Genomic DNA, 20,479 nt, shown 5'->3' with positions numbered 1-20,479 from the left:
CCACAACGACCCGAAACTCACAACCAAAGGTGTCGACATGACCGAAAAGCTCGAGTTGGATCCCGCAACCACCGCAGTCGTGCTCATCGAATACCAAAACGACTTCACCACCGAGGGCGGCGTCCTGCACGACGCCGTTGCCCCCGTCATGGAATCGACCGGACTCCTGGCAAACACCACGGCGCTGGTCGAGGCTGCTCGCGGGGCCGGTGTCACAGTCATGCATGCGCCGATCACCTTCGCCGAGGGTTACAACGAGATCACCTCGCACCCCTACGGAATCCTCAAGGGAGTCGTGGACGGAAAGGCGTTCGTCAAAGGCACCTGGGGTGCGGCGATAGTCGACGAATTGACCCCTCAGGACGGCGACATTCTCGTCGAAGGCAAGCGCGGTCTCGACACGTTCGCGAGCACCAACCTCGATTTCATCCTGCGCAGCAAGGGAATCCGCACGATCATCCTCGGCGGATTCCTGACCAACTGCTGTGTCGAGTCCACCATGCGCACCGGTTACGAAAACGGTTACCGCGTCATCACTCTCACCGACTGCGTCGCGGGAACCTCAGTAGCAGAACATGAGAACGCCATCACCTACGACTACCCGATGTTCTCACATCCTGTGACGTCCAAGGACGTGCTCGAGGCGCTCGCCTGACTCGACGACTGTGTGAATCAACGACTGTGCGCGAGAAGGAAATCACGGCTCACGGCGCTCACGCTGGCGTGAACCTTCTCGTGCAACAGGTCGTGGCCTGCGTCCTCGAATTCGCGCATCTCCACATTCGGGAGCGTCGACGCCCAGGTGCGCACCGGCTCGATCGGTGCCATCCGGTCGTCGACGCCGTGCACCACCAGGACCGGAATCCCGGAGTCCGCCAAGTCCGTCCACCCGGCCTGGGCAACCGCGTTGCGCGGGATTCCACACAAAACGGCCGACACAAAATGATGATCCTGATGCGTCAGCATCGACAACGCTGTCACGGCGCCGAGAGAATGCCCCATGACCGCCTGCGGGACACCGGGTAGCGCTTCACGGGCGATATCCGCCAACGTCGCGGCATCAGCGGCAAGATCCGACAACGGCGCACCCACACCCGGTTCACCTTCGGACAGTCCGTGCCCCGTGTGGTCGATCGCCCAGACCTCGATACCGGAAGACGTCAGAGCGCCGGCAAATCGGTGGTACTGACCGCTGTGTTGCCCCAACCCGTGGAGGAACACCAGCGACATCACCGGAGTGTCGTCCCCGGAAGCAGGCCACCGCCGAAAATGGACCTGACCGCGTCGACCGTCAAAAAAGGGCATGGTGGACATTCTGCCCGGCTCGCGGTCTTTACGACGTGCCTTGAATTCCCAACGTGCTGTTTTGCCGGACACTGCTGGCACAATCGCCCCTGTGTTCCTCCTCGATGATCAGATCATCTACAGCGCCAGTGACCTCTCCGCGGCCGCAACGTGCGAATTCGGCCTACTGCGGCGACTCGACGCGCGGACCGGGCTGATCAAGACGGAGGGCGTCGACTCCGATCCGATGCTGGAGCGAACGTCAGCGCTCGGTCAGCACCACGAGCGCGAACAGTTGGAGCGGTTCATCGCCGAACACGGTGACGGTGTGGTTGTCATGGAACGGCCAGAGCACACACGCGCCGGGCTCACCGAAGCGGCACTCGCCACGGTCGAGGCTCTGCGCTCCGGCGCCCCCGTCATCTACCAGGGAACGTTCTTCGACGGCCGGTTCCTGGGATTCTGCGATTTCCTGGTGCGCGAGGGTGATCGGTATGCGGTGTACGACAGCAAACTGTCGCGGCACGCAAAGGTGTCGGCACTGCTGCAATTGGCCGCCTATGCGGACGCGCTGGGCCGCAACGCCATCGCCGCCTCCGACCAGGTACACCTGATGCTCGGCGACGGCAGCACATCGTCTCATGACATCGGTGACATCGCGCCGGTGTTCTCGGCAAGCCGAGCCAAGCTCGAGCAGGTTCTCGACGAACATCACGCCGAGGGAACACCCGCGCAGTGGCTCGACGGCCGATACCTGCGCTGCGGACGGTGCGATACGTGCAGCGTGGAAGTCGAGAACCATCGCGATCTGCTCCTGGTAGCTGGTCTCCGGGGCAATCAGCGTCTGCAGTTGATTGCCGCCGGCATCGGTTCGATCGATCAGTTGGCCGCCAGCACCGGAACCGTCGACGGTATCCGCCGCGACACTCTGGAGAAGTTGCGCGCGCAAGCTGCGCTGCAGTTGCGCCAGGAACAATCCGGCGAAGCCGAGTTCCACATCTACAACGCGTCCGTACTCGGGGGCCTGCCGGTTCCGGACGACGGAGACATCTTCTTCGACTTCGAGGGTGATCCTCTGTGGGCGGAGGACGGTTCCACCGACTGGGGGCTCGAGTACCTGTTCGGCGTCGTCGAAGGTCCGGCGGAGAACTACGTGTTCAAGCCGTTCTGGGCGCATGACCGCGCCGGTGAACGCCAGGCGCTCGTCGACTTTCTCGACTATGTGACCGCGCGGCGCGAGGCTTATCCGGGGATGCACGTCTATCACTACGCCGCCTACGAGAAGTCCGCGCTCTTGCGACTCGCCGCACGCCACGGAGTGGGCGAGCAGGTCGTGGACACACTGCTCCGCGAAAACGTGCTCGTGGATCTGTATCCGCTGGTTCGATCGGCGCTGCGGATCGGGGCCCGCTCGTACAGCATCAAGAAACTCGAACCGTTGTACATGGGAGAACACGGCCGCGACGGTGATGTCGTCAATGCCGCCGCGTCCGTGGTTGCGTATTCCGACTACTGCGAACTACACGAGCGCGGCAAAGACGACGAGGCCAGTGAACTGCTGCAAGGCATTTCCGACTACAACGAGTACGACTGCGAATCGACGCTCCGACTGCGCAACTGGTTGGTCGATCGCGCGATCGAACACGACATCACCCTGCGCCAGCCGACGGGGCAGATCCCACTGCCGGTGGAAGATCTGACGGAAACCGAAATCGAACTACGCGAATTCGCCGGGTACAAAGCCGGTTCGGCGCGTACTGCCGAGCAACACGCCGCGGCCCTGCTCGCAGCAGCCGTCGGGTACCACAGCCGGGAGAAGAAGCCGCACTGGTGGGCGCACTTCGATCGCTTGTCGGCACCCATCGAAGATCTCCTCGACGTCCGTGACGTGATGGTGGTCGACGTGCCTGACATTCAAGCAGACTGGCACAAGAACACTGCCAGACAGAAACCGCGCCGGCACATCCAGTTGACCGGCACCCTGGGCACCGGCACGACATTGAGTCCCGGCACCGACATGTATGCGCTGTACGACGTTCCCTCCCCCGACGCCGTTGCCGGTGACAATCCGGCGCAGCGAGGTACCAACGGTGTAAAGATCGTCTCGGTCGCGAAATCCGGCAATCTCGACGTTGTCACCATCGAGGAACTTCTCCGCGGTGACGAATTCTCCGAGACCCCCGTTGCTTTGGCTCCCGGACGCCCGATCTCGACGGTGCCGATGGAAAAGTCCATCGCTGCAGCGGCATCCGAAGCTTGCGACGGATTGCCTGCATTGCCGACCCGCGCCGCGGTCGACATTCTCCGTCGACTTACGCCTCGAACCATTTCCGGCGAAGCACTACCGCCTGTCGGCCAAGGCAACGACTACGCGTCCGCGATCACAGCTGCCGTTCTCGATCTGGACAACTCCTACGTTGCCGTTCAGGGTCCGCCCGGCACCGGCAAGACGTATACCGGGGCGCGAGTGGTGAAGGCTCTGGTGGAGCAGCATCAGTGGCGCATCGGTGTTGTTGCGCAATCGCATTCGGTGGTGGAGAACATGCTGGGCGGCATCGTCAAAGCCGGCCTCGATCCGGCTCTGGTGGCGAAGAAGGGCAGCCGGAGCCGAACTGCGGAGTGGACCGACATCACGGCCCAGCAGTTCCCCCGCTTCCTGTCCGACGCGGAATCCACGGGATGCGTCATCGGTGGCACTGCGTGGGATTTTGCCAACACCGATCGGGTACCCCCGGAGAGCCTCGATCTCCTCGTCGTAGACGAAGCCGGCCAATTTGCGCTGGCCAACACCATTGCCGTTGCCGTCTCCGCCCGGAATCTGCTGCTACTCGGCGATCCCCAACAACTGCCGCAGGTCAGTCAGGGAACTCATCCCGAACCTGTTGACGAGTCCGCGCTCGGTTGGCTCGCCGAGGGGCACGGCGCCCTACCGCCGGAGTTGGGGTACTTCCTCGAAAAGACCTGGCGGATGCACCCCGACCTGTGCGCGCCGGTCTCGGCTCTGTCCTACGAGGGCAAGCTCCTGTCACAAGAGTCGGTAAGTGCCGCACGGAAACTCGACGGTCTTGCAGCAGGCGTACACACGGTGTACGTCGACCATTCCGGTAACTCGACGTATTCACCCGAAGAGTCTGCCGTGATCGTCACGCAGATCCGCGAACTCCTCGGAACTCCGTGGACCGATCCCAGCGAGTTCGACGGCACCCGTCCCCTGACCGAGGCTGACATTCTGGTGGTCGCGCCGTACAACGCTCAGGTGGGCACCATCGAGCGTGACCTCACCGAGGCTGGGTTCACCGACGTCGAGGTGGGCACCGTCGACAAATTCCAGGGACGTGAGGCGGCAGTCGCGATCGTGTCGATGGCGGCGTCCGCAATCGAGGACGTTCCACGCGGAATGTCGTTTCTGCTCTCTCGCAACCGTCTCAATGTTGCTGTCTCACGCGGAAAATGGTGCGCCATAATCGTCCGGTCGTATGCACTGACGCAGTACATGCCGACTACTCCCGCCGGGTTGGTGGAACTCGGCGCATTCATGCGCCTGACGGCCGGTTAGCCGAAGCACTGACCGTCGCCGCGATACGTGGGTACCGCGGTGGTGGTGCCGTCGGCATCAACCAGATGCACGTGATCGAACCGCTCGCACAATTCACCGGCCTTCGCGTGACGGAACCACACGCGGTCACCGATCGCGATGTCGCCGGCAACCCGTCCGGTGACCGGCGTCTGCACCTCGCCTGCGCCTTCGTTGCGGAGCAATGTCAGGCCCAGTGGGCGCATCGGTTTCGGAACCCGCGCTGCGCCTGCCGGACCGGAAGCGATGTACCCACCACCGAAGAGTGTGGTGACCTTCGGTGTCGGTTTACGAACCGCGGAGAGCGCAAAGAACAGAGCGGGGTCCGGCCGGAAGGCGCGGTACCTGTCGAAGAGCGTCGGTACGTACAGTCCCGAACCCGCCGTTACTTCGGTGACCACCGGATCGGCGGAACTGACTTCGAGTGACCCGGTGCCACCACTGTTCACGATCTCGAGGGTGCCCACCGCATCCGTGACCGCAGAAACAACGGCCCCTCGTCGATGCGACAATTCCCGGGCCGATGCCTTCTTGACCCAGCCGATCGGCGCGCTGGTGTCGGGCAACCCGGCGATCTGTGCTTCGTAGAACATGACCCCGACAACGGCAAATCCGCGCGACCGCGCGCGCAAAGCCAGTGCGGCAACATCATTCGGTTCGCGAAGCGGAGAGCGTCGGACGCCCAGGTGAATCGGCCCGATCCGCAAGGACGCGTCCACGTCGAGGCACACACGAATCGGCACAGTTCCGGAGGCAGCGGATCTGATGACGTCGAGTTGAGCGTCGTCGTCGATCATGAGCGTGATCGCCGCTATCGCAACAGGATCGCCGGCGAGTTCGGCCAGCGCTCCACGATCCACGGTGGGATATCCCATCAGGATGTCGCGTGCACCAAGGCCGACCAACCACAATGCTTCGCGAAGTGAGTAGGCCATGATTCCACGAAATCCGCCCTGCTCGGTGAGCCCACTGCCCAGAGTTTCCTCGAGCACGGCGCGGCACCGGACCGACTTACTCGCAACCCGCACCGGAGTTCCCCCGGCGCGGCGAACCAGATCGGCGGCATTGCTGCGCAGGGTCGTCAGGTCGAGAGCAGCCAGGGGCGGGTCGACATCAGCAGTAGCGGCGGTAAGTCGATCCAATGTTGTTCTCACGTGTGTCCTATCTTCGCGGCGTTGCGGCTAAGTCAACACCTGAATTGGACGCATGTCCATGTTAGATCAGTGTGGCGCCTCGATCGCCTTTCCGGCAATGACCTGAACCATTTCGCCGAATTCCGCGATGGTTGCGTCGGAGTCGCGATCGACAAGCCAGCGCAGCACCAGGCCGTCAATCATCGCCAGACTCCATCGCGCCAACGCTTGCAAGGACTCGGTCCAGACAGTTCCGGAAATCTTCGCGCACTCTTCGAGAAAAGCGATGGCATGCTCGTCCATGATTCGGTACTGGTCATGGGCGACGGCCCCCGCGCGCTCGGCCCCGAGGTTACGACTGCGCAGAGCCTGAGCCGTGATCTCGTAGGTCAGCAACTGCCGGTCAGGCGTCGCCTCGATAAGCGGCCACATTCCCGTCAACCCGATGTGCAGCAGTTCCTTCAGCCCTTGGATTCCCGTCAGATCAGGTGCGTGGCGCACCTGCCCGAAGGCATGCTGCAACGATTCACTGAGCTGAACGATCAGCGTCTCGCCCATCGCGGCGATGAGCTCCTCTTTGCTCTCGAAACAGTAATGAACCACGCCCAGCGATACGCCCGCCTCTTCGGCTACGGCACGAACCGTCACTGAACTCACGCCGCGTTGCTCGGCGATGGATATGGCGGATTCGATCAGTTGTGTGCGGCGCTCGTCCGCCGGAAGCCTGTTCAGCATCCCATGATCGTAGAACGGAGAGCGGAAAAACTAGGCGCAATGCTTGCTTGGACGAGCGTCCAAGTACATGATTGTCGAATGGCTTCAGATACTTGGCAGAACTGGGCAGGCACTCAACGCGCCTCACCGCGTCAATTCGCAACCCCGAGAAACACGCGCGAACTCGCCACACTTGTTGCCGAAGCCGCAACTCGCGGGTGGCGCGTGAAAGCAGTCGGGGCCGGACATTCCTTTACCGGGGCTGCCGTCACCGACGGAGTTCTTGTCAGCCTCGACAACTTCTCCGGGATCGAATCGATCACACCTACCGATGACGGGGCACTGGTCACAGTCCTCGCGGGCACCCGCCTGCGTGCCCTCAACGAGGCGTTATGGGAACGCGGTTACGCGATGACCAACCTCGGCGACATCGACGCCCAATCTCTTGCGGGAGCCCTCGGCACCGGAACACATGGGACCGGCGCCGCATTCGGTGGACTGTCGACGCAGATTCACGGCCTCGAAATCGTGACAGCCGACGGAGCAATTGTCACCGCCTCCGCGGATCAAAATCCGGAACTGTTCGAAGCTGCCCGAATCGGCCTGGGCGCGATCGGCATCATCACCAAGGTCACGCTCTCGTGTTCACCTCGATTCACGTTGCACGCAGTGGAAAAACCCGACACGCTGTCCCACATCTTGGACACTCTGGAAGACGAGTGCCGCGGCGTCGACCACTTCGAGTTCTACTGGTTCCCCCACACTGATCGAGTCCTCACCAAACGGAACACCCGCCTCCCCGGCGACACACCGTTGAACCCGGTCGGCGCGATCAGAAGCTTTGTCGAGGACGACTTCATGTCGAACACGCTCTTCGAGGGCGTCAACCGCATCGCCACACTCGCGCCGGCCGCCATCCCCACCATCAACCAGATCTCGTCACGCCTGCTCGGCGCACGCGAATACACCGACCGCAGCTATCGGGTATTTGCATCGCCACGGCGTGTGATATTCCGCGAAATGGAATATGCCGTCCCAGCGGAACACGTCAAAGACCTACTCCACGAGATCAACCAGTGGCTGGAAAGAACCGGAACCAACGTGGCGTTCCCCGTCGAGGTCCGCTTTGCCGCAGCCGACGACGTGTGGCTCTCCACTGCCAACGGCCGCGATACGGCATACGTTGCGGTACACCAGTATCACCGCCGGTCCGAAGCCGACTACTTTGCCGCAGTCGAGGCGATGGCAAAGGCCGTCGACGGCCGGCCGCACTGGGGAAAGATGCACAACCGGTCCGTCGACGACTTACGCCCCACGTACGCAAAACTCGACAACTTCATTGCCGTCCGAGACAAGTACGATGCGGACCGCGTATTCGACAACGACTACCTGCGCCAAGTTCTCGGCGAGTGAGTTCGCTTCTCTAACGCAGCAATTCCGCTTTCCGCGATTCACTGGCAAACGACGCCTTGATCGAATTGCGGGCCAACGTCTCACGTTCGGACTCGGTCAAGCCGATTGCTCGACCGAGTTCGGCGAAGTTGTCGTCGACGTACCCGCCGAAGTATGCGGGGTCGTCGGAATTGACTGTGACGACGAGCCCGAGGTCGAGCATCGTCCGCAAAGGGTGATCCTCGAGCTTGTCGAATACGCGAAGACGAACGTTCGACAACGGGCAGACAGTCAGCGGGATCTCCTCGTCCACCAAGCGCTCCACCAGCGCAGGGTCTTCGAGAGCGCGGACGCCGTGGTCGATGCGTTCTGCACCGAGGATGTCGAGGGCCTGCCAGATATACTCCGGCGGGCCTTCCTCACCGGCGTGGGCAACCACGTGAAGCCCCTCGGCGCGAGCCCGCGCGAACACGTCCTCGAAGAGCGACGGCGGGTTACCCACCTCTGCAGAATCGAGGCCCAGACCGACAATTGGGGCCTGCAACCGGATGATCTCCGAGAAGATCTCCTCGGCATCCCTGACCGGTTGATCACGCAGAATTGCGGCAATGGCGCTACTGCTGAGTCCGAACTCCCGCTCACTGGATGCAACGGCGTCCATGATTCCGTCGAGCACCTCGGCCAACGGAACACCCCGGACGACGTGAGCTTGCGGGTTGAAAAAGAACTCGGCGTGCGAGACACCTGCAGCGGCAGCACGACGGAAGTACGCCCGCGTGAGGTCTGCAAAATCCTCGGCTGTGCGCAGAACTGCCATGTTGGCAAAGTACAGATCGAGGAACGACTGCAGATCCGAGAACTCGTAGCGGGACTTCAGGTCGTCGATGTCCTTGTACGGCAAGTCCATTCGATTTCGCTCCGCGAGGCGATAAATCTGCTCGGGCTCGAGCGAACCCTCGATGTGCATGTGCAGTTCGGCAACTGGTGTAGCCATGTCGTGTTACCGACCCTTCCATACGGGCGGGCGCTTCTCGGCAAAAGCCGTCGCACCTTCTCGAGCATCCTCGGATCCGAAAACCGGTGCCAGCAACTGCAACTGGTTGGCAAAAGCCTCGTCGTCCGACCATCCAGCGGCCTTGACCATGATCTCTTTGGTGACCGCGACGGCCAGCGGGCCGTTACGACTGATGCGGTCAGCGAGATCCAATGCACCCTCCAACGCCTGACCCGGTTCGGTCAGGGTGTTCACAAAACCGTACGAATGCGCTTCCTCCGCCGTGAAAGCATCACCGGTCAGGGCATATTCCAGGGCCTTCTGATACGGAATGCGCTTGGGCAGACGGAACAATCCGCCGGCGCCAGCGGCCAAGCCGCGCTTGACTTCGGGAATACCGAACTTGGCTTCGCGTGAGGCAACCACCAGATCGGTGGCCAGCACCAACTCGGTGCCGCCGGCCAACGCAAAGCCCTCGACCGCCGAAATAATCGGCTTGCGCGGCGGCCCCTCCGTGAATCCGAGTCCTCGACCCGGCACCAGGACGTTCTCGCCGGTCACAAATGCCTTGAGATCCATCCCGGCACAGAAATTGCCGCCCGCGCCGGTCAGCACTGCCAATGACAGCTCGTCGTCACCGTCGAGTTCTTCCACAGCAGCCGCCAATCCGTGACTGACCGCCGCATTGATCGCGTTTCGTGCCTCAGGCCGGTTGATCGTGATGATCAGCGTCCGCCCGCGCCGCTCGGTGAGTACCTCGTCTGCCATCTGGCTCCCTCTCGTAGTCTTACGACGCCGCGCACTCGATCACGCGACGTTTCGTTCGACAATACGGACGAAGCCTTCCGCATCGATCTGTGCGGTGTCATGAGTGCAGAACCAGCCCCGTGTGAAACGAGACGACGTCACTTCCGGCGAATTCCAGTACCGGCGCGCGACACTCGGCCCCCGGCACCACAGTTCGCCGTAACCGCCCGGCGCGTCGGGTCCGTACAACGCGACTTCCATTCCGCCGAAAGCGATTCCCACACTCCCCAAATGTGTCGAAGCCGATTCGATCGGCAAGATCAGTCCCCCGCCACACGTCTCGGTCTTTCCCCAACCGATCACATGCTGCGCAGCCGGAAATGCCGCCAGTAGCTTCTCTTCCTCCTCCGCCGTCACCGGAGACCCACTGCAGTCCACCCACTTCACGGATCGTGAACCGGCCCGCGCCGCCGGACCCACCGACAGCAGTCGTGGTTCGAGGAGATCCTCGGGGCGCCCGGTGACAATGTCGACGGTATGGGTGCACTCACGCCAGAAATCACCCGCAACGACGACGGTACCGCCGACCACCAACGTGGCGAGCACATGAACCAACTGCCGGACTGATCGAAAATCACTGTCAACCAGAAGATTTCGCACACCTTCGACGCCGTAGTCACGCGAATGCAGTAGCGCCTCGATGGTCGAGAGCACATTCTCGTTGCTCAATTCGACGCCCAACATCGCACCGGACGGATCTGCCGTATACGCGAGAACCGCCAACTCTTCCGGCGCAGCACCGTCGTCGATGAACGGAACCCCGTGCGGCAGTTCCCCGTCGAGCACCAGCACCGACCCACTGTCCGCGATCACGGCGGAAACCTCCGCGTCGCCCCACTGCGCACCGAGGGACACCGGAACCCCACCGGCCAAGATGACACCGAGACACGCCTCCAACCACCGAACGCCGGCCGCAAACCGAATGGCCACCCGATCGCCGATCTCGATTCCCCGCGACTTCAACCCGCCGGCCACCCGAGACGATTCGGCCCACAGTTCGGCAAAGGTGATCTGCTCCCCATGCACTTCCTCGACGGCCGTTCGCCCGGCAAACCGGTGTACCGCAACATCGAGTAACTCCGACAGTGACGGCTCCAGCTGCCGGTAGCGCAGCAGACCGTCCGTTGCCCGACTGACGCGTGTATCCGTGAGCAGCCCATTCGAACAGTGATACTCCACAAGCCTCGACCGCATCGGTACCTCCACAGACCGTGACAAACCCACACCCGGTCATTCGACTATATGACGTGAGTCACACGTAGTGGAGCACTCTGGCGATACCCGTGTACTTACTTGCCTGTATAGACGGCCTTTCCGGGACCGACATCGAGGAAGCTACGCACGGCGCCGCGAAGGTCGTCGGTCTCGAACAACGCTCCCGACACAGTCGGTGTCACCGCATCGGCATGAGCGATTCCGCCGGACCGCCACGCCGCCACGATCTGCTTGGTCGCAGCATGCGCCCGCGTCGGCCCGTCGGCCAACTGCGCCGCCAGCGCCCGTGCGGCCGTGTCGACGTCGTCGTGGACGGCGTTGACCACGCCCCACGCTGCCAGTGTCGCTGCGTCGTACAGATCGCCCGTCATCACCAGTTCACGAGCACGGCCCGAACCCGCACGCTCGGCCAGGCGTTGTGGGCCACCCATCGACGGCGTCAGCCCGACCACCGTCTCGACCAGTCCGAACTTCGCCTTGGGTGCGGCGAGAATGATGTCGCAGGCCAGAGAAATCTCGAATGCCGCCGTCAGCGTCAATCCATGCGCGGCGTAGACCACGGGGCACGGCAGAGCCTCGAGTGGGTGACAGATCTGCGCAAAAAGATCGCGCCACAACTCGGCGCCCTGCTCGGCGGTCAAGCCGTCGAAAACATGGACGTCGACGCCGGCCGAGTTGACCTTGCCCTCCGCTCGCAGCAACACCGCGCGAGGCGGCGCTGCAGTCAACGCCGCGATATCCGCGATCACGGCATCGAACATCGCCTGATCGAACAGATTGAGCGGTCCGTGAGCAAAGGTCAGCACGGCAACCTCGGCGCCGCCATCGGTGCGGATTCGCTCGAGACGAGTGGGATGCGGATCGGAAGCAGTCATGGCCGTCACCTTGCCACAGCCGACGGCGGCATACGATCACGGAGTGGACGGTCTGAGAAAAGCGCTTGCCGACGCTGTGGGGCAACGGTTCGTCACCGACGATCCCGATGTTCTACGCTCCCGCTCGGTCGATCACACCGGCAGATACAGCGGACACGCTCAGGCCCTGATTCGCCCGGCCGATACCGCGGAAGTGGCCGCCGCGCTGAATGTCTGCCGGCAATTCGGCGCGCCCGTCACCGTGCAGGGCGGACGCACCGGACTTGTTGCCGGAACCGTGCCCGAACACGACGACGTTCTGCTCTCCACCGAGCGCCTCACGACGATCGGCGATGTCGACGCCGCAATGGGGAGGATCACCGTCGGTGCGGGAGTGACACTCGCACAGGTACATTCCGCGGCGGCTCACGCCGGATTGAAGTTCGGCGTCGATATCGCGTCGCGTGATACGGCGACAATCGGCGGTATGACCGCCACCAATGCCGGTGGGCTGCACACGGTTCGATACGGCAACATGGCCGAGCAGGTAGTTGGACTCGAGGTGGTGCTTCCCGACGGTACGACAGTGCGCCGCTCACCGAACGTGCTGTCCGACAATTCCGGCTACAACCTGCCGACGCTCTGGGTGGGAAGCGAGGGAACTCTTGGGGTGATCACCCGCGTCGACCTGGCACTTCATCCCGTCCCGAAGCACCGGGTCACCACACTCATCGGGTTCGATTCACTCGGCGCCGTTGTCGATGCCGGACGCATACTGCGTACCGTCGGCGGCGTCGACGCGCTTGAACTACTCGACGGCCATGGTCTGGAACTTGCGGCGAGCAGATTGGGCGCGGGCGTTCCGACGGGACGCCGGTGGTACCTGCTGGCCGAGGTGTCCGGGGCACACGACCCCTCCGAAGAGGTGAGCTCGACGATAGATCTGATCAATCCACCGGAGGCGCCCGCCGTAGCACTCGACGTGGCAGGTTCCGCCCGATTATGGACTGCACGTGAATGTTTCGCAGAAGTCGTCGGATTGTTCGGCCCACCCCTCAAGTTCGACGCGGCCCTCCCCCTGGACACCCTGGCGGCATTCGCGGACGCTGCGGTCGGCGTTGTCGCAGAGTACGCACCGGACGCGATCCCGATCCTGTTCGGCCACGTGGCCGAAGGAAACATCCATCTGAACGTCCTGAATTGTCCGGACGCCGACGCCGTGTACCTCCGCATTCTCGAGCTGGTACGCCACTACGGCGGAAATATCAGTTCCGAACACGGAGTCGGCTCGCTCAAACGCAATTACCTCGACATGGCGCTCACACCGGAGGACATCGACGCAATGTGGGCGATCAAGCGAGCCTTCGACCCGGATGACTTCCTCAATCGCGCAGTGATGTTTCCCGACTCGCTGCGGCAGTGACAGCCATAGCGTCGTCGTGCGCGTCTCCGCGCAGAGGCCGAGCGAAGCACACCGACGCGACGAAGCCGATCAGCAGCACACCTGCCGGTAGCCAGATCGACTCCGACATTGCCGTGCTGAACGGTTCACGAACGAATTCGGGCAGATGGCCCACGCCGGCTTCGGAACTACCGCTGGTCAGCCCCTGCGCCGACAGTCGCGCAGTGATCAGGGCGCCGATAGCCGCACTACCGAGAACCGCACCCACCTGGCGGGTGGTGTTGTAGACGCCGGCGCCGGCGCCGGCCTGCATCGGAGGCAGATTGTGCGTCGCGGTCGCTGCAAGCGGCGACCAGATGCATGCGTTGGCAAAGCCGATCAGACCGATCGGCAAGAGCAGTTCCCAGATCGCGACGTCGGGCGACATCACCAGTGCCAGCCAGCCCAAGGCGATCGCGAACAGCAGGAAGCCGGTACCGGCGATGTAGCGCGGATGCGTCTTGTCTACGAGCTTTCCGATGATCGGGGCAAAAATACCGGTCAGCACAGCCATGGGAACGAGGAGCAACGCCGACTGCGTCGGGGAGAGTCCGCGAACCGCCTGGGTGTAGAACATCAACGGGAGCACCATCGACGTAATGGCAAAGCCCATCGCGGTGATGGCGACGTTCGCGAGCGAGAAGTTGCGATCCTTGAAGAGTTCCAAGGGAAGCAACGGTTCGTTCTTGTTGCGCGACTGATAGAACACGAACACCGCGAGCAGCAGCACGCCGGCGCCGATCAGGCTCCAGACAAATCCGTTCCAGTCGTACGAACTGCCTTCCTGGATTCCGAACACGAGCAGGAACATGCCTGCGGCGCTGAGGATCACGCCAGGAATGTCGAACTTGTGCTCGCTGGTCGGCAACGAAGGGACCAGCTTCCAGGCGAGCAGGAAGGCGATCACGCCGATCGGGACGTTGACGATGAAGATCCATTCCCAACCGAGATTGTCGACCAGCACACCACCGGCAAGCGGACCGACCAGCGTCGCGACACCGGCAACCGCGCCCCACAGGCCCATCGCGGCGCCACGCTTGTTCGGCGCGAAGGTGCGCGTGATGACCGCCATCGTCTGGGGCGTCATCATTGCAGCGCCCAGACCCTGGAAAGCCCTTGCCACGATGAGCATCTCGACGCTGCCGGACAGACCACACCACAGTGAGGCACCGGTGAACAGTACGAGGCCGATCATGTACAGGTTCTTCGGTCCGAACCTGTCACCGAGTCGGCCGGTGACGAGCAGCGGCACCGCGTACGCCAGCAGGTATGCGCTGGTGACCCAGACGACCTTGTTGATGTCGGTGCCGAGGTCCTCCATGATCGCGGGGTTGGCGACCGCGACGATGGTGCTGTCCACCAGAATCATGAAGAACCCGATACACAGCGCCCACAGCGCGTGCCAGGGATTGACCTGCTTTTCCATCTTCAGTCCTTAGATTGTGCGGACGAGCCTGCGGAGCCGGCCAGCCGGTCGAGAAGTTCTTGTGAGAGCCAGGGCATTTCGCCGCTCTCGATGTCTGTCACCAATGCGCCGATCCACTCTCTTTCGGCAACGGTCAGTGCGTGGGCATAGTCCGCGCCCACCGTGAAGATTCTTGGTTTTTCCGCGGCCTTCATCGCTTCGTAGTCGGCCTCGAATTTCGCAATCGTCTTGTCGAGATGCGCAAGACGAATTCGAAGCATCTGGCACGCGGTCGATGCAGAGAGGTTGTGCATCTCGGCGAGCGCGAGCGGCAACCGCGGGTACTCCCGCACCGGAACCGCCAACATCTCGCGCAGTTGATGCTCGAGGGCACTACGGCCTCGGTCAGTGATCTCGTACGTCGTGCGCTCAGGCCGGTTGCCCTCGCGATCGGTCCCGATCGAAGCAAGAAGTTCCTGCTTCTCCAGCCGGGACACCGTGTGATAAAGCGATCCCGGCTTGATCTTCACCAGCTGATCGCCCCGTCGAACCGAGGCAAGTTGATACATCTCGTACGGGTGCATCGAACGCTCGGACAGCAGGCCCAGAACGGTGATGCCCAGGGGCGTCAGCGATATGTCACCCATGAGGTCCCCTTCCTGACAAGCCGTAATTGACTATTTCTTGACTATTCCACGCGAAATAGTCCACATGGAATATACGACTCGAGGCCGTCTCGATCAACCCGGCCGAGCCGGACTAGCCTGTAGCGAGTGGACGACCATCACCTGGACATCATTCGACTCGCGTGGGCCCGTCACCTCGGACTCGGAGATTCCGCCCTACGTTCAACGCACACTGCCCGCGTCACCGAGGAAGGCGCGGAACTGATTCATGTGCTGCAACTTGCCGAAGCCGCTGCCGTCGTCGGACCTCGTTGGTTCACGGAACGCACCGCGAACGAGGACGCCACCTCGCTGCTGGAACCAACACGACTTCTCGAACTCACCAAGGATCACGGCGGCAGGCTCACCTCGCATACCCAACTCGCATTCCTGGCCGACTACACGGATCACACACCCGCGGAACAACTTCTGATCAGTCGTGAGCGATCCGATGCCCTGAGTGTGGCTCGATCCTGCCCACCCGACGACGCCACAGTCGCCGATCTGAGCGCCCGCGACCATTGGTTCACTGCGCTCGGGGACGATCACCAACCCCTCGCCTGTGCGGCTTATCGCGAGTTCCAAGGATTTGTCGCCGATCTCACCGCGCTCACCGAACCCGCACACAGGCTGCGCGGGTTGGCTTGCGGAACAGTCTTTCTCGCCGCCGAAGACGCTCTCGACGCCGGTCTGATACCGCAACTCCGGATCCCGAGCGGACACCTCGGCGGCGCGGCGATCGCACGCGCACTCGACTTCACCGTCCTCGGAATACACTCCACGGCGGCGGTACAACCACGTAGTGTGTAGGGACACGCGATCGAGAGGAATCTCCATGAACGCGGACAACCCTGCAACATTCGTAGAAGAGGGCCGCGAATTCACTCGCGACACCAACTACATCGCCACACGCATCACCGAAGACGGGCGCGACGGATTTCCCGTCGAACCGAATCGCTACCGGTTGATCGTCGCGCGAGCCTGTCCATGGGCGAATCGCGCAATCATCGTCCGTCGACTCCTCGGACTGGAAGATGTTCTGTCGATGGGAATCTGCGGCCCGGTCCACGACAAACGCAGTTGGACTTTCGATCTCGATCCCGGCGGCGTCGATCCGGTTCTGAAGATCCCCCGCTTGCAGGACGCATACTTTGCCCGCGACCCGAATTACCCGCGCGGCATCACGGTGCCGGCAATGGTGGAGATTTCAACGGGCAAGGTCGTCACCAACAACTTCCCACAGATCACACTGGATCTGTCCACCGAGTGGAAGAAGTACCACCGCGAAGGGGCACCCGACCTCTACCCCGAGGCCCTCCGCGCCGAAATCGACGATGTTGCAGAACAGGTATTCCGCGACGTCAACAACGGTGTTTATCGCTGCGGCTTTGCCGGATCCCAGGAAGCCTACGACAAGGCTTACGACCAACTGTTCGCGCGACTGGACTGGCTGACGGAACGTCTTGCACAGCAACGTTTCCTGTTCGGCGACACCATCACCGAAGCGGACGTTCGACTGTTCACGACGCTGGCCCGATTCGACCCCGTCTACCACGGCCATTTCAAGTGCAACAGAAGCAAACTCAGTGAGATGTCCGTGCTGTGGGACTACGCCCGCGACCTCTTCCAGACCCCGGGGTTCGGCGACACCATCGATTTCACCCAGATAAAGCAGCACTATTACATAGTGCATTCCGACGTCAATCCCAGCCAGATCGTGCCCAAGGGCCCGGAATTGACGCACTGGCTCGAACCGCACGGCCGCGAACAACTGGGCGGCCGGCCGTTCGGAGACGGCACACCGCCCCATCCCCCGATCCCCAGCGAAGTGGTGCCGCAAGAACATTGGGCAACGCGGTAACCAACTGTAGGAATTACTCCCCGCCGTAGGTACCGAAACTCCAGAACACACCTTCAGGATCACGACACGTGAAACCCCGCGAACCGTAGTCTTCGTCGCGAAGCCCCTGCGTGATCACGGCACCGGCGGCAACAGCCCGATCATGAAGTGCGTCGGCGTCGTCGACGACGACATACACAGAGCCCACCCCCGGCGGGAGACCGGCAATCGACGAATCGGCACGGGGCGAACCCAACATGATCCCGCCACCACCAGGCCAATCGAGCTGAGCATGCGCAACGGCATCCCCGTCGGCGTAGAGCGCCTTCTCCACAAAACCGAAGGCCTTCACGAGAAAATCGACAGCCGCCCGGGCATCGGCATATACCAGCGTCGGCCACACTACGGTTCCCACAGCAGTCCCCTTCCGCGTAGCGCTACACACCACAAGCCTATGGCCCGCGCCGCCTGCTCCGCAGTAAAACTTCACCTATCCTCGACAGCGAGGTTCACCGATTGCCGAGTGGACACGTGCGGAGGGGCAGAACGATGGCCAAGTCGATCGACAACGCGAGCAGCAGCAACGCCGGGCAGGTCGAGAAAATCCTCATCTCGGTACTCGACAACGGCAGCCGCCTCCAGGCACCGGCCGTCGCCAAGTACGTAGACCACGTCAGGCGCTCGCATCCAGACGAGTCTCCTGCACAAATCATCGATCGACTGGAGAAGATGTTTCTCCTGGCCGTAACAGGAAGTGGCAGCGCGGTCGGCGCCACGGCCGCTATCCCCGGCGTCGGAACCGTCGCATCGATCGCCGCCGTCGGCGCGGAGTCCGCATTCTTCCTCGAAGCCTCGGCGCTGCTCACTCTGGCAGTCGCGTCGGTCCACGGAATCTCCATCGACAACCACCAACAACGACGCGCCCTGGTCCTCGCTGTCGCTCTCGGCGAATCCGGCATGGAAATCGTCCAGAAGGTCACCGGAGTCACCGCCAAGAACTGGGGCACCGCGATCACCAGCAAAATCCCGAGTTCCACGATGCGCGGAATGAACAGCACACTGGTCCGCAAGTTCGTGATGAAATACGCCGCAAAACGCAGCGCACTCATACTCGGCAAGTTGATCCCCGCCGGAATCGGTGCGGTCATCGGTGGCGCCGGCAACCGTGTCATCGGCAAGGGCGTCGTCAAGAACTCCCGCGACGCTTTCGGGCCGGCGCCCCTGCGCTGGACCGATCACCTCATCATCCTGCCCGAGGACGACTACGCACCCGATCCCGCCGCCACCACGCGGGCACTCCGCGGATAACAGACCAGAACGTAGGCTCGACACAACACATCGACTGTCGACGCGGGAGCATCTTTGACCAGTAGTGCACCGGGGCGGGTCTCCGCGCCCATCGAAATTCGCGGTTTGACCAAGACGTTCAAAGCGGTACGGGCGGTCAACGACGTGAGCTTCGATGTCCAGGCCGGCTCGATCACCGGCTTGCTCGGCCCCGCCGGCTCCGGAAAAACCGTCACGCTGCGCATGCTGCTGGGTCTGGTGTCACCCAGTGAAGGATCCTCGACGATCCACGGTCTGCCCATCTCGAAATTGGCGTCGCCCGCCCGGACTGTCGGCGCCGTACTCGATACCCGCAGCCTCCATCCAGCGCGGACGGCACGCGCTCACCTCGATATCTACGCGGCCGCGATCGGCATGCCCGCACAGCGCACGACACAGGTTCTCGGAACAGTCGGACTCAGCTCGGCGGCCGACCGCAGAATCGGACTCTACTCACGGGGAATGCAGCAACGACTCGCCCTCGCCACAGCGCTCCTCGGAGACCCGGAAATCCTGGTCCTCGACGAACCCACCCACGGACTCGACCCGGAAGGCAAGGCCTGGTTGACGCAGTTCTTGACGACGTTTGCCGCGTCCGGACGGACAGTCCTGATCTCGAGCCACGCACTGCACGAGGTAGAGCCCATGGTGGACAACATGGTGATTCTGAGTGCCGGTTCCCTGGTTTACGACGGCAGTGTGGAGTCGCTCCGTGCCTCCCATCGGAGTCGACTGCTCGTCTCGTGTTCCAATCCTGCACTCTTCGCGACGGCACTGGCCGCCCGCGAAATCACCGCGGCCACGATCACACCGGACGGTCGACTCGCTGTCAGCGGCACGGACACCGCCGCACTTGCCCCGGTTGCCTCAGCCTCCGGCGTCACGATCTTCAGCGTCGTAGCTGATCACGCAGACCTCGAGCAACTGTTCGTCGCCATGACCACACCGCACTACGGCGCCGCGCCTCCTCGGTACAGCCCACCGTCCGGCTACTACAGTCCTCCGTCGGGCTATTACGGTCCCACCGCTTACGGACCGTCAGGGGGCCAGCGGTGACAACGCTCGCACAAGCAGAAATCAAGAAGATCCTGTCCCTGCGGTACTGGTGGGCGCTCGCCGTGGCACCGGTCGTTGTCGCGCTCGTGACCGCGTCATTCACCCGTCCGGTAGTCGAGGCACTTGCCGAGCGCGCCGACGCCGTTGTCGACGTGAACCTCGTGTCCACTGCCGTCGCGGTCGGCGGACCCACCGCCGTCGCTCTCGTCTTTGTGGCGCTCTTCGGTGCAAACGCGGCGGGAAACGAATTCACGTACTCCACGATCACCACGACGTTCCTCACCACTCGCGGACGCGACGCGGTGATCGCCGCCAAACTGGGTGTTGTTGCCGCGTTTGCTGTCGGATACGCCCTCGCCGTGCAGGTCGTTGCCGTCGGCGCGATGCTTCTGTTCACCCGCGACTTCAGCTTCACGACGGATCTGTTCGCGATGTGCGGAGTCGGAATCGTCACCTGCGCTCTGTGGGCACTGATCGGTGCCGGTGTCACGCTGCTCGCCGGCTCGCACATGATCGGCGCGCTGTCCGTGATCGGCTGGTTCGTTTTCGGTGAATGGATCCTGCGAGCGCTGGCGTTTGCCGTCGGCGCCGACGGTATCGGCAGGGCGCTTCCGGTATCGGCGACACTCGGCGTACTCGTCAATGCTGCGCCCTCCATCGACGTCGACTGGTTGAGCTCCTGGCCGAGTGCAGCGATGATCCTGGCCGCCTGGGTCGTCGCGCTGGTCGGGGCCGGCTGGCTGCGCACCAGGATGCGCGACATCACCTGAGTGATCGGC

19 protein-coding genes are annotated in these 20,479 nt (G+C 62.7%); 9 read left to right on the top strand and 10 right to left on the bottom strand.

Translation table 11 applies throughout. The annotated features are described in order from the left end of the window. The first annotated feature begins 37 nt into the window (after positions 1-37). Complete coding sequence (locus ACFRFQ_RS24165; RefSeq protein ID WP_378663252.1) at positions 38-655, top strand: cysteine hydrolase family protein; 618 nt, start codon at positions 38-40, stop codon at positions 653-655. A gap of 17 nt (positions 656-672) precedes the next feature. On the opposite strand, the gene ACFRFQ_RS24160 is transcribed toward ACFRFQ_RS24165, so the two are convergent. Next, positions 673-1,314 carry an alpha/beta hydrolase gene (locus ACFRFQ_RS24160; protein ID WP_378663361.1) on the bottom strand — a complete coding sequence of 214 codons (642 nt, stop codon included), beginning with the start codon at positions 1,312-1,314 and terminating at the stop codon, positions 673-675. An 82-nt stretch (positions 1,315-1,396) separates the two neighbouring features. On the opposite strand from ACFRFQ_RS24160, the gene ACFRFQ_RS24155 reads away from it, so the two are divergent. Then, a complete protein-coding gene (locus tag ACFRFQ_RS24155) occupies positions 1,397-4,840 on the top strand; it encodes a TM0106 family RecB-like putative nuclease (RefSeq protein WP_378663249.1) in 3,444 nt (1,147 codons plus the stop codon). Here the strand turns inward: ACFRFQ_RS24155 and ACFRFQ_RS24150 are convergent. Together ACFRFQ_RS24150 and ACFRFQ_RS24145 are read right to left on the bottom strand one after the other, a co-directional pair. Beyond that, a complete protein-coding gene (locus tag ACFRFQ_RS24150; protein WP_378663246.1) occupies positions 4,837-6,012 on the bottom strand; it encodes an amino acid deaminase/aldolase in 1,176 nt (391 codons plus the stop codon). The genes ACFRFQ_RS24155 and ACFRFQ_RS24150 overlap by 4 nt on opposite strands. A 66-nt stretch (positions 6,013-6,078) precedes the next feature. Further along, positions 6,079-6,726, bottom strand: a complete 648-nt coding sequence (locus tag ACFRFQ_RS24145; RefSeq protein ID WP_378663244.1) for a TetR/AcrR family transcriptional regulator — start codon at positions 6,724-6,726, stop codon at positions 6,079-6,081. Between the two features lie 78 nt (positions 6,727-6,804). On the opposite strand from ACFRFQ_RS24145, the gene ACFRFQ_RS24140 reads away from it, so the two are divergent. Then, a complete protein-coding gene (locus tag ACFRFQ_RS24140) occupies positions 6,805-8,118 on the top strand; it encodes a D-arabinono-1,4-lactone oxidase (protein WP_378663241.1) in 1,314 nt (437 codons plus the stop codon). A 10-nt stretch (positions 8,119-8,128) separates the two neighbouring features. Here the strand turns inward: ACFRFQ_RS24140 and ACFRFQ_RS24135 are convergent, their stop codons facing one another. From ACFRFQ_RS24135 to ACFRFQ_RS24120, 4 genes are all read right to left on the bottom strand, one after another. Continuing rightward, positions 8,129-9,091, bottom strand: coding sequence for an adenosine deaminase (locus tag ACFRFQ_RS24135; RefSeq protein WP_378663238.1), 963 nt, complete (start codon positions 9,089-9,091; stop codon positions 8,129-8,131). Positions 9,092-9,097: 6 nt separating this feature from the next. Beyond that, complete coding sequence (locus ACFRFQ_RS24130) at positions 9,098-9,859, bottom strand: crotonase/enoyl-CoA hydratase family protein (protein ID WP_378663236.1); 762 nt, start codon at positions 9,857-9,859, stop codon at positions 9,098-9,100. Between the two features lie 39 nt (positions 9,860-9,898). After that, entirely contained in the window at positions 9,899-11,092 is a 1,194-nt protein-coding gene (locus ACFRFQ_RS24125; RefSeq protein ID WP_378663233.1) for a class I adenylate-forming enzyme family protein, read from the bottom strand. 95 nt (positions 11,093-11,187) lie between these two features. Continuing rightward, positions 11,188-11,988: an enoyl-CoA hydratase/isomerase family protein gene (locus ACFRFQ_RS24120; protein WP_378663230.1), complete on the bottom strand. Its 801-nt coding sequence runs from the start codon at positions 11,986-11,988 to the stop codon at positions 11,188-11,190. Between ACFRFQ_RS24120 and ACFRFQ_RS24115 the strand changes: the two genes are divergently transcribed. Further along, entirely contained in the window at positions 11,987-13,390 is a 1,404-nt protein-coding gene (locus ACFRFQ_RS24115) for an FAD-binding oxidoreductase (RefSeq protein WP_378663227.1), read from the top strand. The genes ACFRFQ_RS24120 and ACFRFQ_RS24115 overlap by 2 nt on opposite strands. Here ACFRFQ_RS24115 and ACFRFQ_RS24110 read toward each other — a convergent pair. Together ACFRFQ_RS24110 and ACFRFQ_RS24105 are read right to left on the bottom strand one after the other, a co-directional pair. Beyond that, positions 13,350-14,834 (bottom strand): DHA2 family efflux MFS transporter permease subunit, encoded by a 1,485-nt coding sequence (locus ACFRFQ_RS24110; protein WP_378663224.1) that lies wholly within the window; start codon positions 14,832-14,834, stop codon positions 13,350-13,352. The genes ACFRFQ_RS24115 and ACFRFQ_RS24110 overlap by 41 nt on opposite strands. Before the next feature lie 2 nt (positions 14,835-14,836). After that, entirely contained in the window at positions 14,837-15,460 is a 624-nt protein-coding gene (locus ACFRFQ_RS24105; RefSeq protein ID WP_378663222.1) for a PadR family transcriptional regulator, read from the bottom strand. 126 nt (positions 15,461-15,586) lie between these two features. Between ACFRFQ_RS24105 and ACFRFQ_RS24100 the strand changes: the two genes are divergently transcribed. Then, positions 15,587-16,288: a GNAT family acetyltransferase gene (locus ACFRFQ_RS24100; protein WP_378663219.1), complete on the top strand. Its 702-nt coding sequence runs from the start codon at positions 15,587-15,589 to the stop codon at positions 16,286-16,288. 25 nt (positions 16,289-16,313) lie between these two features. Further along, complete coding sequence (locus ACFRFQ_RS24095) at positions 16,314-17,339, top strand: glutathione S-transferase family protein (protein ID WP_378663217.1); 1,026 nt, start codon at positions 16,314-16,316, stop codon at positions 17,337-17,339. Between the two features lie 13 nt (positions 17,340-17,352). Here ACFRFQ_RS24095 and ACFRFQ_RS24090 read toward each other — a convergent pair whose 3' ends face one another. Next, complete coding sequence (locus tag ACFRFQ_RS24090) at positions 17,353-17,721, bottom strand: VOC family protein (RefSeq protein ID WP_378663358.1); 369 nt, start codon at positions 17,719-17,721, stop codon at positions 17,353-17,355. Positions 17,722-17,867: 146 nt separating this feature from the next. Here ACFRFQ_RS24090 and ACFRFQ_RS24085 point away from each other — a divergent pair, with 146 nt between their 5' ends. The 3 genes from ACFRFQ_RS24085 to ACFRFQ_RS24075 are packed head-to-tail and all read left to right on the top strand — an operon-like array spanning position 17,868 to position 20,470. Beyond that, positions 17,868-18,626, top strand: coding sequence for a hypothetical protein (locus ACFRFQ_RS24085; RefSeq protein WP_378663214.1), 759 nt, complete (start codon positions 17,868-17,870; stop codon positions 18,624-18,626). Between the two features lie 54 nt (positions 18,627-18,680). After that, entirely contained in the window at positions 18,681-19,700 is a 1,020-nt protein-coding gene (locus ACFRFQ_RS24080; RefSeq protein ID WP_378663212.1) for an ABC transporter ATP-binding protein, read from the top strand. Continuing rightward, positions 19,697-20,470 carry an ABC transporter permease gene (locus ACFRFQ_RS24075; RefSeq protein ID WP_378663209.1) on the top strand — a complete coding sequence of 258 codons (774 nt, stop codon included), beginning with the start codon at positions 19,697-19,699 and terminating at the stop codon, positions 20,468-20,470. The genes ACFRFQ_RS24080 and ACFRFQ_RS24075 overlap by 4 nt, the downstream gene beginning before the upstream one ends. The last annotated feature ends 9 nt before the right edge of the window (positions 20,471-20,479 follow it).

The organism is Rhodococcus sp. NPDC056743, from assembly GCF_042790355.1.
Classification (GTDB): Bacteria; Actinomycetota; Actinomycetes; order Mycobacteriales; family Mycobacteriaceae; genus Rhodococcus_F.
Note: the sequence above shows the minus strand (reverse complement) of the source record. Positions and strands in the feature narration are given on the sequence as shown.

Coding starts and splice junctions, on each gene's coding strand:
- ACFRFQ_RS24165 (WP_378663252.1), top strand. CDS start 38: ATGACCGAAAAGCTCGAGTTGGATCCCGCAACCACCGCAGTCGTGCTC.
- ACFRFQ_RS24160 (WP_378663361.1), bottom strand. CDS start 1,314: ATGTCCACCATGCCCTTTTTTGACGGTCGACGCGGTCAGGTCCATTTT.
- ACFRFQ_RS24145 (WP_378663244.1), bottom strand. CDS start 6,726: ATGCTGAACAGGCTTCCGGCGGACGAGCGCCGCACACAACTGATCGAA.
- ACFRFQ_RS24140 (WP_378663241.1), top strand. CDS start 6,805: ATGGCTTCAGATACTTGGCAGAACTGGGCAGGCACTCAACGCGCCTCA.
- ACFRFQ_RS24135 (WP_378663238.1), bottom strand. CDS start 9,091: ATGGCTACACCAGTTGCCGAACTGCACATGCACATCGAGGGTTCGCTC.
- ACFRFQ_RS24130 (WP_378663236.1), bottom strand. CDS start 9,859: ATGGCAGACGAGGTACTCACCGAGCGGCGCGGGCGGACGCTGATCATC.
- ACFRFQ_RS24125 (WP_378663233.1), bottom strand. CDS start 11,092: ATGCGGTCGAGGCTTGTGGAGTATCACTGTTCGAATGGGCTGCTCACG.
- ACFRFQ_RS24115 (WP_378663227.1), top strand. CDS start 11,987: ATGGCCGTCACCTTGCCACAGCCGACGGCGGCATACGATCACGGAGTG.
- ACFRFQ_RS24120 (WP_378663230.1), bottom strand. CDS start 11,988: ATGACTGCTTCCGATCCGCATCCCACTCGTCTCGAGCGAATCCGCACC.
- ACFRFQ_RS24110 (WP_378663224.1), bottom strand. CDS start 14,834: ATGGAAAAGCAGGTCAATCCCTGGCACGCGCTGTGGGCGCTGTGTATC.
- ACFRFQ_RS24105 (WP_378663222.1), bottom strand. CDS start 15,460: ATGGGTGACATATCGCTGACGCCCCTGGGCATCACCGTTCTGGGCCTG.
- ACFRFQ_RS24095 (WP_378663217.1), top strand. CDS start 16,314: ATGAACGCGGACAACCCTGCAACATTCGTAGAAGAGGGCCGCGAATTC.
- ACFRFQ_RS24085 (WP_378663214.1), top strand. CDS start 17,868: ATGGCCAAGTCGATCGACAACGCGAGCAGCAGCAACGCCGGGCAGGTC.